General features: G+C 66.5%; 11 protein-coding genes and 1 pseudogene. 5 read left to right on the top strand and 7 right to left on the bottom strand.

Annotated features, from left to right (window positions below; all coding sequences use genetic code 11):
- Positions 1 to 19: 19 nt before the first annotated feature.
- Together AC5P6E_RS19160 and AC5P6E_RS19165 are read right to left on the bottom strand one after the other, a co-directional pair.
- Entirely contained in the window at positions 20 to 1,162 is a 1,143-nt protein-coding gene (locus tag AC5P6E_RS19160) for a PilT/PilU family type 4a pilus ATPase (RefSeq protein ID WP_006422552.1), read from the bottom strand.
- Positions 1,163 to 1,261: 99 nt separating this feature from the next.
- Positions 1,262 to 2,299 (bottom strand): type IV pilus twitching motility protein PilT, encoded by a 1,038-nt coding sequence (locus AC5P6E_RS19165; protein WP_006422551.1) that lies wholly within the window; start codon positions 2,297 to 2,299, stop codon positions 1,262 to 1,264.
- An 87-nt stretch (positions 2,300 to 2,386) separates the two neighbouring features.
- Between AC5P6E_RS19165 and AC5P6E_RS19170 the strand changes: the two genes are divergently transcribed.
- Positions 2,387 to 3,064 carry a YggS family pyridoxal phosphate-dependent enzyme gene (locus AC5P6E_RS19170; RefSeq protein ID WP_019336942.1) on the top strand — a complete coding sequence of 226 codons (678 nt, stop codon included), beginning with the start codon at positions 2,387 to 2,389 and terminating at the stop codon, positions 3,062 to 3,064.
- Between the two features lie 18 nt (positions 3,065 to 3,082).
- Positions 3,083 to 3,904 (top strand): pyrroline-5-carboxylate reductase, encoded by an 822-nt coding sequence (proC, locus tag AC5P6E_RS19175; protein ID WP_019336941.1) that lies wholly within the window; start codon positions 3,083 to 3,085, stop codon positions 3,902 to 3,904.
- A 59-nt stretch (positions 3,905 to 3,963) separates the two neighbouring features.
- On the opposite strand, the gene AC5P6E_RS19180 is transcribed toward proC, so the two are convergent.
- Positions 3,964 to 4,839 carry a LysR family transcriptional regulator gene (locus tag AC5P6E_RS19180; RefSeq protein WP_057503301.1) on the bottom strand — a complete coding sequence of 292 codons (876 nt, stop codon included), beginning with the start codon at positions 4,837 to 4,839 and terminating at the stop codon, positions 3,964 to 3,966.
- Positions 4,840 to 4,913: 74 nt separating this feature from the next.
- Here AC5P6E_RS19180 and AC5P6E_RS19185 point away from each other — a divergent pair.
- Positions 4,914 to 5,540: pseudogene (locus AC5P6E_RS19185) on the top strand (short chain dehydrogenase); the annotation flags it as partial.
- A 73-nt stretch (positions 5,541 to 5,613) separates the two neighbouring features.
- On the opposite strand, the gene soxR reads toward AC5P6E_RS19185, so the two are convergent.
- On the bottom strand, positions 5,614 to 6,048 hold the full coding sequence (soxR, locus tag AC5P6E_RS19190; RefSeq protein WP_019336938.1) for a redox-sensitive transcriptional activator SoxR: 435 nt from the start codon (positions 6,046 to 6,048) through the stop codon (positions 5,614 to 5,616).
- Positions 6,049 to 6,077: 29 nt separating this feature from the next.
- Between soxR and AC5P6E_RS19195 the strand changes: the two genes are divergently transcribed.
- Positions 6,078 to 7,499, top strand: coding sequence for an MFS transporter (locus AC5P6E_RS19195; RefSeq protein WP_019336937.1), 1,422 nt, complete (start codon positions 6,078 to 6,080; stop codon positions 7,497 to 7,499).
- Positions 7,500 to 7,545: 46 nt separating this feature from the next.
- Here AC5P6E_RS19195 and AC5P6E_RS19200 read toward each other — a convergent pair whose 3' ends face one another.
- Together AC5P6E_RS19200 and AC5P6E_RS19205 are read right to left on the bottom strand one after the other, a co-directional pair.
- On the bottom strand, positions 7,546 to 9,570 hold the full coding sequence (locus AC5P6E_RS19200; protein ID WP_329763716.1) for an esterase/lipase family protein: 2,025 nt from the start codon (positions 9,568 to 9,570) through the stop codon (positions 7,546 to 7,548).
- Positions 9,570 to 10,544, bottom strand: coding sequence for an Lnb N-terminal periplasmic domain-containing protein (locus AC5P6E_RS19205; RefSeq protein WP_019336935.1), 975 nt, complete (start codon positions 10,542 to 10,544; stop codon positions 9,570 to 9,572). The genes AC5P6E_RS19200 and AC5P6E_RS19205 overlap by 1 nt, the downstream gene beginning before the upstream one ends.
- Positions 10,545 to 10,715: 171 nt before the next feature.
- Between AC5P6E_RS19205 and AC5P6E_RS19210 the strand changes: the two genes are divergently transcribed.
- Complete coding sequence (locus AC5P6E_RS19210) at positions 10,716 to 11,120, top strand: GFA family protein (protein ID WP_019336934.1); 405 nt, start codon at positions 10,716 to 10,718, stop codon at positions 11,118 to 11,120.
- Positions 11,121 to 11,394: 274 nt separating this feature from the next.
- On the opposite strand, the gene AC5P6E_RS19215 is transcribed toward AC5P6E_RS19210, so the two are convergent.
- The gene (locus AC5P6E_RS19215) at positions 11,395 to 14,496 is read right to left on the bottom strand and encodes an efflux RND transporter permease subunit (RefSeq protein WP_019336933.1); all 3,102 of its coding nucleotides are present in this window, start codon (positions 14,494 to 14,496) and stop codon (positions 11,395 to 11,397) included.
- Between the last annotated feature and the right edge of the window lies 1 nt (position 14,497).

Below are 14,497 nucleotides of genomic sequence, written 5' to 3' on the forward strand. Positions count from 1 at the left end.
GACTCTACACATCGCCAGGTCACCGGATCTCGGAGATCTCCACGCCATCCAGCCCCTGCGACAGGGTGCGCGCGTCGCCGCCCTGGCTGAGCTTGATGCGCAGGCGTACCTCGTTCTGCGAATCGGCGTAGCGCAGTGCGTCCTCGTAGCTGATCTCACCGGCCTGGTACAGCTCGAACAGGCTCTGGTCGAAGGTCTTCATGCCCAGCTGGACCGAGTCCTTCATCACTTCCTTCAGCTTGTGGATCTCGCCATCGCGGATGTAGTCCTGCACCAGCGGCGTGCCCAGCAGGATCTCCATCGCCACCTTGCGCGAGCGGCCATCGGGCGAAGGAATCAGCTGCTGCGCAACCACGCCCTTCAGATTCAGCGACAAGTCCATCAGCAGCTGGTTGCGGCGGTCTTCCGGGAAGAAGTTGACGATGCGGTCCATCGCCTGGTTGGCGTTGTTGGCATGCAGGGTGCACAGCACCAGGTGGCCGGTCTCGGCGAACGCGATGGCATGGTCCATGCCTTCGCGGGTACGCACTTCGCCGATCATGATCACGTCCGGCGCCTGGCGCAGGGTGTTCTTCAGCGCCGCTTCCCAGCTGTCGGTATCGATGCCGACTTCACGCTGGGTGATGATGCAGCCCTCGTGCTTGTGCACGAATTCGATCGGGTCTTCGATGGTGATGATGTGGCCGGTCGAGTTCTGGTTGCGGTAACCGATCATCGCCGCCAGCGACGTTGACTTACCGGTGCCGGTGGCACCGACGAACAGGATGATGCCGCGCTTGGTCATCGCCAGCGTCTTGATGATCGGCGGCAGACTCAACTCTTCCACGGTCGGAATGCGCGTCTCGATGCGACGCAGCACCATGCCCACCTGGTTGCGCTGGTAGAAGCAGCTCACGCGGAAACGACCGACACCGGACAGGCCGATGGCGAAGTTGCATTCGTGGGTCTTCTCGAATTCCTCGCGCTGCGCCGGGGTCATCACGTTGAGGACCAGGTCGCGGCTCTGCTGCGGCGTGAGCGGGGTCTGCGTGATCGGCGAGATCTTGCCGTTGACCTTCATCGCCGGCGGCATGCCCGCAGTGATGAACAGGTCCGAGGCGCGCTGGTGCGCCATCAGCTTGAGGAACGAAGTGAAATCGATGGTGGTCGCGGTGGTGTTCACAGCAGGCTCCCGGAAAAGCGGTTTACCAGGTAACGGTCGGTGGAGGAAACAACACGGAGCGGCCGCGCCATTGCACGCGTCGCCCGTGGCTGCCCCGCCTTACTCGAACAGGCGCTTGTCCTTGGCGTAGTCGCGGGCCTGGTTGCGGGTGATCAGGCTGCGCTTGACCAGGTCCTGCAGGTGCTGGTCCAGGGTCATCATGCCGTACTGCTGGCCGGTCTGGATGGCCGAGTACATCTGCGCCACCTTGTCCTCACGGATCAGGTTGCGGATGGCCGGGGTGCCGACCATGATTTCCCACGCTGCGGTACGACCGCCGCCGACCTTCTTCAGCAGCGCCTGCGAGATCACCGCACGCAGCGACTCGGACAGCATCGAGCGCACCATCGGCTTTTCGCCGGCCGGGAACACGTCGATGATGCGGTCGATGGTCTTGGCCGCCGAGCTGGTATGCAGGGTGCCGAACACCAGGTGGCCGGTTTCCGCGGCGGTCAGCGCCAGGCGGATGGTTTCCAGGTCGCGAAGTTCGCCGACCAGGATGATGTCCGGGTCCTCACGCAGTGCCGAGCGCAGCGCTTCATTGAAACCATGCGTATCACGGTGCACTTCGCGCTGGTTGATCAGGCACTTCTGCGAGGTGTGCACGAATTCGATCGGATCCTCGACGGTGAGGATGTGGCCGTATTCGTTCTTGTTGATGTAGTCGATCATCGCCGCCAGCGTGGTCGACTTGCCCGAGCCGGTCGGACCGGTCACCAGGATCAGGCCCTGCGGCTGCTGGATCACTTCGCGGAACAACGGCGGGCAGGCCAGGTCCTCAAGGGTGAGCACCTCGGACGGAATGGTACGGAACACCGCACCGGCGCCACGGTTCTGGTTGAACGCGTTCACACGGAAGCGCGCCAGCGACGGAATCTCGAAGGAGAAGTCCACTTCGAGGAATTCCTCGTAATCGCGGCGCTGCTTGTCGGACATGATGTCGTACACCAGCGCATGGACCTGCTTGTGGTCCAGGGCTGGGATGTTGATCCGGCGAACGTCGCCGTCCACGCGGATCATCGGCGGCAGGCCTGCGGACAGGTGCAGGTCGGACGCTTTGTTCTTTACGGAAAACGCCAACAGCTCGGCGATATCCATGAGCGGCTACTCCCCAATAACGGCTTCGACTGGAAGGATCTTTCCCCGGGCGGCAGTATAGCCTCCTGATTCAACGGAACGCGTTACGTGGCCACTCCCCTGCCCCAGATCCTGAGCAACCTGCATGCCGCCGCCGAGGCCGCGGGCAGGCCCGATCCACGCCTGCTGGCGGTGTCCAAGACCCAGCCGGCCGAGGCCGTGGCCGCGCTGGCCGCACAGGGCCAGCATGCCTTCGGCGAAAACTATGTGCAGGAAGCGCTGGCCAAGATGCAGGCGCTGCAGCACCTGGCGCTGGAGTGGCACCTGATCGGCCACCTGCAGTCGAACAAGGCCGATGCCGTGGCCAGCCACTTCGACTGGGTGCAGAGCGTGGACCGGCCCAAGCTGGTAACGGCGCTTGCGCGCCATCGCCCGGCCGCGCGCGGCCCGCTGAACGTACTGATCCAGGTCAACATCGACGACGAATCCAGCAAGCATGGCTGTGCACCGGAGGAAGTGGACGTACTCGCCGCCGCAATTGCCGCCGAACCCACCCTGCGCCTGCGCGGACTGATGGCGATTCCCGCGCCATGGCCCGAGGCCGAGCACCGTCGGGATGCATTCGTGCGCATGCGCACACTTTTCCAGTCGCTGGCTGCCCAGCACACGCAGATCGACACGCTGTCGATGGGCATGAGCAGCGACTACGCCGAAGCCATCGCCGAGGGTGCCACCCTGGTGCGGATCGGTACCGCACTGTTCGGCGCGCGCCCGCGCCCAGCCTGACTTTCCAAGGAGCTTTCCATGGCAGCTGATTCCATCACTTTCATCGGCGGCGGCAACATGGCGCGCAGCCTGATCGCCGGCCTGATCCGCCAGGGCACACCCGCCGCGCACATCCACGTCGCCGAACCGGTGGCCGAACTGCGCCAGGCGCTGGCCGCCGACTTCGGTGTGCAGGTGCATGACAACGCGATTGATGCCGCTGCGCAGGGCAGCACCTGGCTGCTGGCGGTGAAGCCGCAGGTGCTGCGTGAGGTCTGCCAGTCGCTGCGGGCACTGGCACAGGCGAACCGACCGATGGTGGTGTCGATTGCCGCCGGCATCACCAGCGCGCAGCTGCAGCGTTGGCTGGGAGGCGACCTGGCAGTGGTGCGCGCGATGCCGAACACCCCTGCCCTGCTCGGCGCAGGTGTGACCGGCCTGTTCGCCACACCGTCGGTGGACACGCAGCAGCACGCACAGGCCGAGAAGGTGCTGGCCAGTGCCGGGCGCACGGTGTGGATCGACAGCGAGTCGCTGATGGATTCAGTGACTGCCGTATCCGGCAGTGGCCCGGCCTATGTGTTCCTGCTGGCCGAAGCGATGGAAGCGGCGGGTATTGCCCAGGGCCTGCCAGCCGACGCCGCGCGCACGCTGGTGGTGCAGACCCTGCTGGGTGCCTCGCGCATGCTTGATGAAGCCGGTGAGAGCCCGGCCGAGCTTCGCCGCCGCGTGACCTCGCCGAATGGCACCACCCAGGCCGCGATCGAGAGCTTCCAGGCCGGTGGCTTCGAGGCCCTGGTGGACACCGCACTGCGTGCCGCACAGGTGCGTGGGCAGGAACTGTCTGCGGCGAATGATTGATCCCGATGCGTGCCGACCAACGGTCGGCACCCCCCGTCATCCACGCCTGGCGTGGATGCTCATTGCCCCAATGTGGTCATGACGAAATCGACGAAGCACTGCAACCGCGGGCGCGGCCTGCGGTCGGGCAGGTAGATCAGGTGCATCGGCCGTGGTTCGGGCAGGTAGTCGCGCAGCAGCGGCTTCAACCGACCTGCTGCGATCTCGCCGGCCAGCAATGCGGTCGGCTGCAGCACCAGCCCCGCGCCGGCGACCGCCGCTTCGCGCAACGCAAACCCATCATTGCAGGTCAGACGCGCCTCCCAATCCACCTGTTCGCCATTGGCCAACTGCCAGCCATGCCCGCCGCGCCAGGCCAGGTGGCTCAGGCAATCATGCCCCTGCAGATCCGCGGGCGTACGCGGCGTGCCGCGCCGGCGCAGGTAGGACGGTGCCGCACACAGGCTCATCGCATACGGTGGCAGCGGCCGCGCCACCACCTCCTGCGACGGCAGTGGCCCGACCCGGATCGCAACGTCGAAGCCGTCCTCGATCAGGTCCACACGGCGGTTGCTCAGATCCAGTTCGATGTTCAACTGCGGCTGCGCGCGCAGCAGGCCGGCCAGTTGTGGCGCCAGCACGCAGCTGCCCCAGGTGGTGGGTGCGCTGACCCGCAGCAGCCCGCGTGGCTGTATCTGCAGGCCGGCCACATCGGCCTCGGCCTGCTGCACCTGCTCCAGCACTTGCCGGCACCCGGCCAGGTAGGCACTGCCGGCTTCGGTCAGGCGCTGGCGGCGGGTGTTCCGTTGCAGCAACGCGGTGCCCAGGTGCGCCTCCAGCTGCTGGATGTACTTGCCGACCATCACCGCCGAGACCTGCAGCTGTTCGGCGGCGCCGGCGAAGCTCCCGCGCTCGGCCACGGCAACGAAAGCCTGCATGCAGCGAAGGGTATCCATTACTAATCCAGAATTAGGAATCTGCGAAGCATACGCCGCTTACCTAACTCCACTGTGACGGCGCAGACTGCGCTCACCCCCTCACCCAAGGAACGGCCATGAAGATCCTCCTCGTCGGTGCCAGCGGCACGCTCGGCCAGGCAGTCGCCCACCAGCTCGGCCAGCAGCATCAGATTCTCGCCGCCGGCCGCAGCAGCGGCGAACTGCGCGTGGACCTGACCGATGACGCCAGCGTCGCCGAACTGTTCGCGCGTACCGGCCCGGTCGATGCGGTGATCTCCACCACCGGCTCGGTGCACTTCGGACCGTTGCAGCAGATGACGCCAGCACAGTTCAACATCGGGCTGCAGGACAAGCTGCTGGGGCAGGTGCGGCTGGCACTGGCCGCCCAGCACCACCTCAACGCCGGCGGTTCGATCACCCTGACCAGCGGCATCATCAGCGCCCAACCGATCCGCGATGGCGTCAATGCCACCGCCGTGAACGCCGCACTGGAAGGCTTCGTGCGTGCGGCAGCACTGGAGCTGCTGCCACGTGGCCTGCGCATCAACGTGGTCAGCCCGAACGTGCTGATCGAATCGATGGCGGCGTACGGCCCCTACTTCCCGGGCTTTGAAGCGGTAAGCGCGCAACGCGCGGCGCTGGCCTTCCAGCGTGCAGTGGAAGGCATCCAGAGCGGCGAGACGATCACGGTCTGGTAAGAAAAAAGGGGACGGAGGGGATTAAGTCGTTAATGCACAAACGACATAATCCCCTCCGTCCCCTTTTCGCGGGTCACTCCCAGCGCATCGGGCCGTCGCCGCGTTCGCCGAGGACGTCACCGGGGTTGGCCAGGCGGCAACGCTGCAGCGACAGGCAGCCACAGCCGATGCAGCCGGTCAGTTCGTCGCGCAGCAGTTCCAGCATATGGATGCGCTCCTCCAGCTCGGTGCGCCAGCGCGCGGACAGCTTGGCCCAGTCGGCCTTGGTCGGTGCGCGCCCCTCGGGCAGGCTTTCGAAGGCACGGCCGACGGCTTCCAGTGGCATGCCCACCCGTTGCGCGACACGGATCACGGCCAACCGTCGCAGCACGTCACGGCTGTAGCGACGCTGGTTGCCGGAGGTGCGCAGGCTGCTGATCAGCCCCTTGCGCTCGTAGAAATGCAGCGCGGAAACCGCCACGCCACTGCGCTGGGAGACTTCGCCAACGCTCAGTTCCTGGGACACCATTGCTTGACCTCAACTGCAGTTGAGGTGTCATGCTGCTATCTTCGCCGCCAGTTGACAAGCGCGGCCCGCATCTGACCCGTATGACCCCCACGCTCGCCCCCGCCAACGCCAGTACACCGGCGGATACGTCGATCCTGTCCCCGCGCTACCGCGCCACCACCATCGGCATGGTGGCGTTGGTGGCGCTGCATGCCTTCGAAGCCCTGGCGGTAGCGGCCGCCATGCCGACCGTGGCCGAGGCGCTGGATGGCCTGCGCCTGTACGCCCTCGCCTTCGGCGGCACCCTGGCCACCAGCGTGATCGGCATGACCCTGGCCGGGCGCTGGGCCGACCGCCACGGGCCCGCCAGGCCGCTGTGGTACGGCCTGGGCTGCTTCGTGCTGGGCCTGCTGCTGGCCGGCTTCGCGATGCGCATGGGCATGCTGGTGGCGGGGCGGCTGCTGCAGGGCCTCGGCGCGGGCGCGATCTCGGTTTCGCTGTATGTGATGGTCGGCCGCAGCTACCCCGAGCACCTGCGGCCGAAGGTATTCGCCGCCTTCTCGGCCGGTTGGGTGGTGCCATCGATGGTCGGCCCGGCGTTGAGCGGCCTGATCGTGCAGCACCTGGGCTGGCGCTGGGTGTTCCTGGCGGTGCCATTGCTGGCGGTTCCGGCGGCCCTGCTGCTGCGCCCCGCGCTGGCACGCATGCAGCCCAGTCCTGCCGGCAGCGCCGATGATGGAGGCGGCAACGTGGTGCGCTGGGCCAGTGGTGCCTCGCTGGCCGCGTTGCTGCTGTACTTCGGCGGTCAGCAACAGGGCCTGCCTGCCTTGCTCTGCATCGGCGTGGCGATGCTGGCGCTGCTGTTCTGCGTACATCGACTGCTTCCGCCCGGAACGCTGATCCTGCGCCGTGGCCTGCCCAGCGTGATCGCGCTGCGCGGCGTCGCGGCGGCCGCCTTCTTCGCCTGCGAGGCCTACCTGCCGCTGCTGCTGCAGCGCGAACGCGGGCTCTCGCCCAGCTGGGCCGGTGCCGTGCTCAGTCTTGGCGCACTGGGCTGGTTCGCCGGTTCATGGCTGCAGGGTCACCAGCAGCGTGGCTGGTCGCGCCAGCAGCTGTTGCGGGTGGGCACAACGATGATGACGGTCGGCATCGCCGCAACGCTGGCGGTGCTGTTCAACGTGGTGCCACTGCCGGTGTCGCTGCTCGGCTGGGCCGTGACCGGCTTCGGCATGGGCATGATCTACGCAAGCCTGTCGGTGCTGACGCTGTCGTTGTCGGCGCCGCAGGAGCAGGGTGCCAACACCTCGGCACTGCAGCTGAGCGAGGCCCTGTCGGTGACCACCGCGCTGGCGGTTTCCGGCGCGCTGTTCGCGCTGTTCGTGCAAAGCGCACCCCACACCGGTTACGTGCTGTGCCTGGCGATCACCTTCGGCCTGGCGCTGCTGGCCACGGTGATCGCGCGACGGGTGTAACACCACCGGGCGGATTCCGCCGGGCCACGCCCGGCGAACGCAGCGGTCAGGGTGTCCTGTCGGCTCCCACATCATCGATGTCCCGATGCAGGATGCGCCGCACCTCCAGCACCGCCTGCGGGGTCTCCTGCACGCTGTGGCCGGAAATGATCACCTTCTCCGACAATGCGCCCGGCAGGTGTGCGCTCCAGTACGGCACCAGCCCGTCATCGGACTTCTCCACCGGCAGTTCCGGTTTGCGCTGGGCGATGATCGAGTGGTACTTCAGGCCCGCTTCGATCGGCAGCTGTGCGGCGGCCTTCACGAACGGATCGCTGGCCTTGAGGTTGTCGATGCTGTTCGGGATCTTCGGCTTGGCGGTGCCATCGACCTGCTGCTCGGCCTGCGCCAGTGCCATGAACACGTCCTCGAACTTGCCGAGAATGGTCAGCGGCAGGCGCACCAGGCGACCGATCAGGCGGCCGACCTTGTTGCCGGCGATGTCGGTACCCTGGTGCGGTGCGGCGATGAAGATCGCGCGTTCCACGTTCGGCTGTGCCTTGAAATGCAGCAGCGGCCCCAGCTTGTTCTGCACCCGCTTCAGCCGTTCACCCTTCAGGTCGTAGTTGGCCAGCAGGTCATTCCACAGCACGTCGCCCGAGTCGCTCACCAGCAGCCGCGCCAGTACACCGCCCATGCTGTGGCCGATGTAGACCATGTCCTTCGATGCACGCGTGCTGCCGTTGGGGTCGAAATGCTTCAGCGTATCGTTGAACGCATTGGCGATCTCGTAGCGGTTCAGTGCGATCGGCGCATTGGTCGGGTAATAGACCTGCCAGACCTGGAACTGCTGGCGCAGCTCGGGATCGCCCATGATCTCGTTGGCCAGGTTCACCCAGGCTTCCGGGCTGCTGGCCAGGCCGTGCAACATGAAGATGATGCGGCGGTTGGGGTCCCACGGCTGCATCAGGTAGATGTGCGGCTCGCCGATGCCCTCGCTCATGCCGAACAGGGTGCGCAGCGACTGCCGGGCGAAGCCACTCTGCGCCAGCCACAGGCCATAGGCCGCGGTGAAATTGCCGGCCAGCGGTACCTGCTCACCGTGCAGGGTGATGCGCTCGGTGGCTTCCGGCGAATAGGCATCCAGCTCGACTCGGCGTGTGCGCATCACGTCTTCCAGGCTGCTGCCCTCGAAGCGCAGCAGCGCTGTGACGTTGATCGAGGACATCTCGCTGAACTCAGGCACCGAGTCGTCATGGCGATGGCGGCGGCCACGGCGTGCGTCGTCCTCATCCTCCTGCGGCGCCTCGGCCTTGGGGCCATCGGCTGCGATCACCGGCGCGACCAGCTTCGGCGGATCCATCACCATCACCAGCTCGGCGCCGAAACCATCGCGGCGATAGGTGCTGCGCAGGCCGACGAAACTGACGGTACCGGCCGGCACCAGCTGCGCCGGGATGCTCTTCAGGCCCAGCTGCTGGTAGTTGGAGGCTAGCGACCAGCTGCCGACCGAAATCGGCTTCGTATAGTCCTCGCCGGCCAATGCAGCGGCACGCGCGCGTACGAACAGCACCACCGCCGCCTTCTCGGCCGCGTAGTTGTAGTAGTCACGCACCTGCGTCTGGCGGTCCTCGAAGGCACGGTCGGACGGCGACCGGCCGCTGTAGAACAGATACGCATACGCGTAGCGCGCCGCTTCCAGCCAAGCATCCAATGCCGCATCGCTCATCGGCGGATCACCCGCTGCGGTCTTCTTCGGCGTCAGCGCCAGCGCGGCCTTCACCCACAATTCGGACAGCGCCGACAGCCGCTGCTCGACATTGAGCTCATCGGTCATCAGCAGCGTGCTGCGGCAGACCAGAAAGTCCTTCTCGCACTGCGACTCGTCCAGGCCCGCCGCGCTGAGCGTCTCGCGCGCGGCTGGGCTGAGCTTGCCGGTGTTGAGCACATCCGCGCGCTTGTTGACCAGCGAATCGCTGGATTTGACCTGCTTGACGGTCACCATCGCACAGCCGCTGCTGCCCAGCAGCAGGAAGGCGGCAAGCAGCGCCGGCAGCATGCGCTGCCAGCGGGTCAGAAAGAGTTGGGTCATTACTGCGGGTCCTGCTCGGTGCCGGGCACGCCCTGGCGGATCACGGTGGAGAAGTGCGGGCCATCGCCCAGGTCCAGCGCACGCTGGGTGATGCGGCCCTTGTCGTGCAGCTCGGTGTACGGCACGCCTGGAGTGAGCGCGCCGACCTCCTGCGCGTATTCGGCCAGGTAACCGGACAACAGCAGGCGGTAATCCAGCGGCAGGCGCGGTGCGATGTGGCGGGCCAGGTCGAAGACGATGGTGGTGCAGTTGCTGGTCAACGTGTTGTAGAAGCCGGGCTTCGCATCCAGTTCGCGGGCCTGCGCGATGTACGCAGCGAACAGTTCCTTCAGCTGCGTGCGGTTCATACCATGCAGGCGGTACAGGTAGACATCCTCGCCACGCGCGTTGGTGCGTGTGCGGATGATGTCGGTCTCCTCCGACGCCACCAGGGTCATCTCGAACTTGCGGAAGAAGCCGCCCAGCGCCGAGAACGACTCACCGCGCTCCTTGCGGATCTCCAGCGAGAACACCACGTGGCGACCGTCCTCGAAGCCGAACGAGATGAGGGTGTGGGCGATGGCCGGGCCCATCCAGTACGACAGCACCAGGTCGGCCGAGCGCAGCTGGTCCAGGTCGTACTCGCGGCGCACCCAGTGTGCGTCGTAGTCGGTTTCGGTGCGCCAACTGAAGTCACGCACATTGTCCAGCACGACGTGGCGGCCATCGAAGGACACCACGTGCAGGCGCTGCGCCACGTCATCGGCCCACAACCGGTCCTGGCGCGGGGTCAGCAGCAGCCACCACAGGCCGGCCAGTGCCAGCGATGCCCCGAACGCCAGACCCAGGCGGCGCGAGGCACGGCCCCGCGCGACCCGCCACGACGCCCACAGCGCAACCAGCAGCCACAGCCCGGCGACGCCGGCGGCCAGCCAGCCCGGCCCAGGCAACTGATAGGCCAGCAGCCCGGTCACCCACAGCACCAGCAGCGCCATGGCACTTCCTGTCATCCAACGTCCTGCGGCGTTCACTGGCATCCTGTCGCGGTCTTGAAGCCGCATAGTTAGCCACAAGCGGGTTCACCGTGGCATCTACGGCCCGTTCAGGCAGGCCGGCGCACCGTCGGCGGCGGCCTCTGCGGCCAGATTCACCTCACAGGAGCAACGATGGGCATCACTTCCGTGGCCGGCGTTCCGGTCCAACCCCGGCATCGCGCCACCTGCCACTGCGGCACGGTCGAACTGCTGCTGGACCTGCCTGATGGCATCGTCGACCCGCGCCGCTGTGACTGCTCGATGTGCCGCCGCCGTGGCGCTATCGCCGCCAGCGTCGCACGCGCGGGCCTGCAGGTGGTGCGCGGGCAGAACCACCTGCAGCTGTACCAGTTCAACACGCATGTGGCCGAGCACTATTTCTGCGGCGTGTGCGGCATCTACACCCACCACCGGCGTCGTTCCAACCCGGACCAGTACGGCTACAACGTGGCCTGCCTGGAGGGCATCGACCCGTTCGCACTGGGCATCATTCCGGTCAACGACGGGGTCAACCACCCGGCCGACCGCGGCGACTAGCCTAGTGGCGCGTCCGCCGTGGCGGTGCGGCGACCTTCTGCCACGGCGCCATGCCACTGCGGCCGGCCCGCACCGGGCGTTTCAGCCAGGGCCGACGGGGCGTCGCCTGTGGTTCGGCAGCGACCGGGGGAGGGACAGGTCTGCGGCCGGGCCAGAGATGATCGAGCAGCCACATGGCAGGTCTCCGTGGGGGACGGGGACGACCTACGCTAGCGACAGCTGGGCAAAGGACGGGTGATGGTGCTGCGGCAGCCAGATGACAGCCGCGCCCCCCTCAGTCCTGCGGCCGTGACCGGCCGAGGCGGCGCACCAGCACGAAGAACAATGGCACCAGCACCACCGCCAGCACCGTGCCGGAGACCATGCCGCCGATCACGCTCATGCCGATCTCACGACGGCTGACCGCACCGGCACCGGTGGCCAACGCCAACGGAATCACACCGGCCACAAAGGCCAACGACGTCATCACGATCGGACGCAGGCGCAGGCGTGCGCCCTGCAGCGCGGCCTCCACCGCTGAACTGCCCGCGCGATAGCGGGCCTCGGCGAACTCCACGATCAGGATCGCATTCTTGGCGGACAGGCCGATGGTGGTCAGCAGCCCGACCTGGAAGTAGATGTCGTTGACGAAGCCCGCCGCGGTGGTCGCCAGCACGGTACCGATCACGCCCAAGGGAATCACCAGTACCACGGCCACCGGCACCGTCCAGCTTTCATAGAGCGCAGCCAGGCACAGGAAGATGAAGGCAATCGAGGCCAGGTAAAGCCACAGCGTCTGGTTGCTGGCCAACCGCTCCTGGTAGGACAGGCCACTCCACTGCAGGTCGAATCCCGCCTGGTCCGCAATCAGCGCCTGCATGCGCTGCATCGCCTCGCCCGAACTGCGTCCTTCGGCGGCACTGCCCTGGATCTGCATCGCCGGCAGACCGTTGAAGCGCTGCTGCAGCTGGGGTCCGCGCGCCCAGTGGCTGCTGGCGAAGCTGGCGAACGACGCCATCTGGCCGTTGCCACCGCGCACATACCACTGGCCGATGTCGTCGGGCACGCTGCGGTAGGGCTGGTCACCCTGCATGTACACACGCTTGACCCGACCGCGATCGAGGAAATCGTTGATGTAGCTGCCGCCCCAGGCCGCCGACAGGGTGGAATTGATGTCAGCCTGGGACAACCCCAGCGCGCTGGCCTGCGCATGGTCGATGTCCAGCCGCAGCTCGGCCTTGTCGCCGAGGCCGTTCAGGCGCACCGAGGTGAGCCCATCGTCTTCGCCGGCCGCACGCACCACCTGTTCCTGCGCCGCCTGCAGGGCCACGCGCCCGGCGGCGCTGGTGTCCTGCAACCACAGTTCGAAGCCGCTGGACTGGCCCAGTCCACGCACCGCCGGCGGTGCCAGCACATTGACCCTGGCATCGGGCAACCCGCGGAAGTAGGCATTGGCACGCGTGATGATCGCCGCAGCGGTGTTGTCGCCGGTACGCTCATCCCAGGGCTTCAGTGCGAGGAAGCCCTGTCCGGCGTTCTGGCCGGTGCCGGCATTGTTGCGGCCAACCACCACGAACACCACGTCCAGGTTCTGCTTCTCGTGCTCCATGAAGTAGCGGCTGATCTGCTCGCCCAGCGCTTCGGTACGCGCCATCGGCGTGCCCTCCGGCGTGGAGAACTGGAAGGTCACCTGGCCCTGGTCTTCCACCGGCAGGAAGCCGGTGGGCATGCGCGCGTACAGCGCAATCATGGCAACCACCACCAGCAGGTAGAACGCCATCCAGCGCCGCGGCCGGGAGACCACGCCACCGAGCTTTCCCTGATAGGCCAACTGGCTGCGCTCGACACCCCGGTTGAAGGTCCTGAAGAAGCGGCCCTGCGGTTTCTGCGCCGAAGATGGCTTGAGCAGGGTCGCGCACAGCGCCGGGGTCAGCGTCAGCGCGACAAGCGCCGACAGCGCCATCGCAGATGCAATGGTGATCGAGAACTGGCGGTAGATGATGCCGGTGGAACCACCGAACAGGGCCATCGGCAGGAACACCGCGCCCAGCACCACGGTGATGCCGATCAGCGCGCCGGTGATCTCGCCCATCGATTTTTCGGTGGCCTCGCGTGGCGGCAGGTGCTCGTCGTGGATGATGCGCTCCACGTTCTCCACCACCACGATCGCGTCGTCGACCAGCAGGCCGATCGCCAGAACCATCGCAAACAAGGTGAGCGTGTTGATCGTGAATCCGGCGACCGCCAGCACGCCGAACGTGCCCAGCAGCACCACCGGCACCGTGATCGCGGGGATCAACGTAGCACGCAGGTTCTGCAGGAACAGGAACATCACCACGACCACCAGCACGATGGCCTCGATGAGGGTATGGATGACACCCTCGATCGAGACCCGCACGAACGGTGTGCTGTCGCGCGGATAGGCGACCTGCAGCCCGGGCGGGAACGTTGGTCGCAGGCGTTCGATCTCCTCACGGACCGCATCCGCGGTGGCCAGCGCGTTGGCCCCGGAGGCCAGCGTGACCGAGAAACCCGCCGCCGGATAGCCATTGAGATAGCTGCTGGTCTGGTAGTTCTCGGCACCGATCTCCACCCGTGCCACGTCGCCCAGGTGCACTGCAGCGCCGCTGGGAAGCGTGCGCAGGATGATCGCGCGGAACTGTTCGGGCGTCTGCAGCCGCGACTGGGCAGTGACGGTGGCATTCAGGCTCTGCGTTGCGCTGGATGGCAATGCGCCCAGTTCGCCGGCCGTGACCTGGGTGTTCTGGGCCTGGATGGCCGTGCGCACGTCGGCCGGCATCAGGTCGTAGGCGCGCAGCTTGTGCGGGTCCAGCCACACGCGCATCGCATACGCCGAGCCGAACACATTGATCTCGCCGACACCCGGAATGCGGCTGATCGGATCCTGCACGTTGCTGACCAGGAAGTCGGAAACATCCACCCGTTCCATGCGCCGGCTGGTGTCATACAGCGAGACCACCATCAGCGAGTCGCCCTGCGACTTGGCGACCGTCACGCCCTGCTGCTGCACTTCCTGCGGCAGCCGGTTGATGGCCTGGTTGACGCTGTTCTGCACCTGGACCTGGGCAATGTCCGGGTTGGCGCTCTGGTCGAATGTGACCGTGATGCGCGCCTGCCCCGATGACGAACTGGTCGACGAGAAATACAACAGGTGATCGATGCCTTTGATCTGCTGTTCGATCACCTGGGTGACGCTGTCTTCCACCGTCTGCGCCGAGGCGCCGGTGTAGTTCGCGGTGATGTTGACCTGTGGCGGTGCGATGTCCGGGTACTGTTCGACCGGCAGCTGGCTGACGGCGATCGCGCCAAACGCCATGATGCAGATCGCCAGCACCCAGGCGAACACCGGGCGATGGATGAAGAAGCGCGGCAGCATC

The organism is Stenotrophomonas sp. YJH_SMC_16 (genome assembly GCF_059367875.1).